At 66.6% G+C, this 628-nt stretch carries 1 protein-coding gene; it reads right to left on the bottom strand.

The window, feature by feature from the left end; genetic code table 11:
• On the bottom strand, positions 1-535 hold a 535-nt coding region (locus tag ACTIEN_RS22285; RefSeq protein WP_439525321.1), incomplete at its 3' end, for a Gfo/Idh/MocA family oxidoreductase.
• Positions 536-628: the final 93 nt, after the last annotated feature.

Below are 628 nucleotides of genomic sequence, written 5' to 3'. Positions count from 1 at the left end.
TCGCCATGTCGAAGTCGTGGATCATCATGTCGCGGAACAGCCCGCCCGAGACCTTGACGTAGCTGACCGGCGGCGGCGCCGGGTCGAAGGAGGTGACCGACAGCAGTTCGGATTTGCCGATCTCACCGGCGAGGCTGGCGGCCTTCAGCGCGGCAAAGTTGGGGTCGAAGCGCCGGTTGAAGCCGATCATGACCGGCTGGCCGGTCCTGGCCACAGCCGCCAGACACTGCTGCGCGCGCGCCAGCGACAGGTCCACCGGCTTTTCGCAAAGCACTGCCTTGCCCGCCGCCGTCGCCGCCTCGATCAGGGTCGAATGCGTGTCGGTCGAAGTGGCGATCAGCACCGCGTCGATGGCGGGGTCGGCAAGGATCTCGTCCGAGCTGCGGGCCCTGGCGCCGTGCTGCGCGGCCAAGTTCGTCGCCGTCTCTTGCTGGACATCCGATACCGCCACAAGGGTCGAGCGGGCGTTGTTCGCGATGTTGACGGCGTGCACCTGACCGATACGGCCAGCGCCGAGCAAACCAACCTTGAGCATGAAGTCCTCCCAGACGGTGCGGGGCGTTCCGGCGCCGCGTTGCCGTAGGGATATCCGATTTGCACCCGCGTGCAAACACTTTTTGCACGCGGG

It is taken from the genome of Marivita sp., assembly GCF_051859345.1.
Taxonomy (GTDB): domain Bacteria; phylum Pseudomonadota; class Alphaproteobacteria; order Rhodobacterales; family Rhodobacteraceae; genus Marivita.
This window is presented reverse-complemented; position numbering and strand designations above follow the sequence as displayed.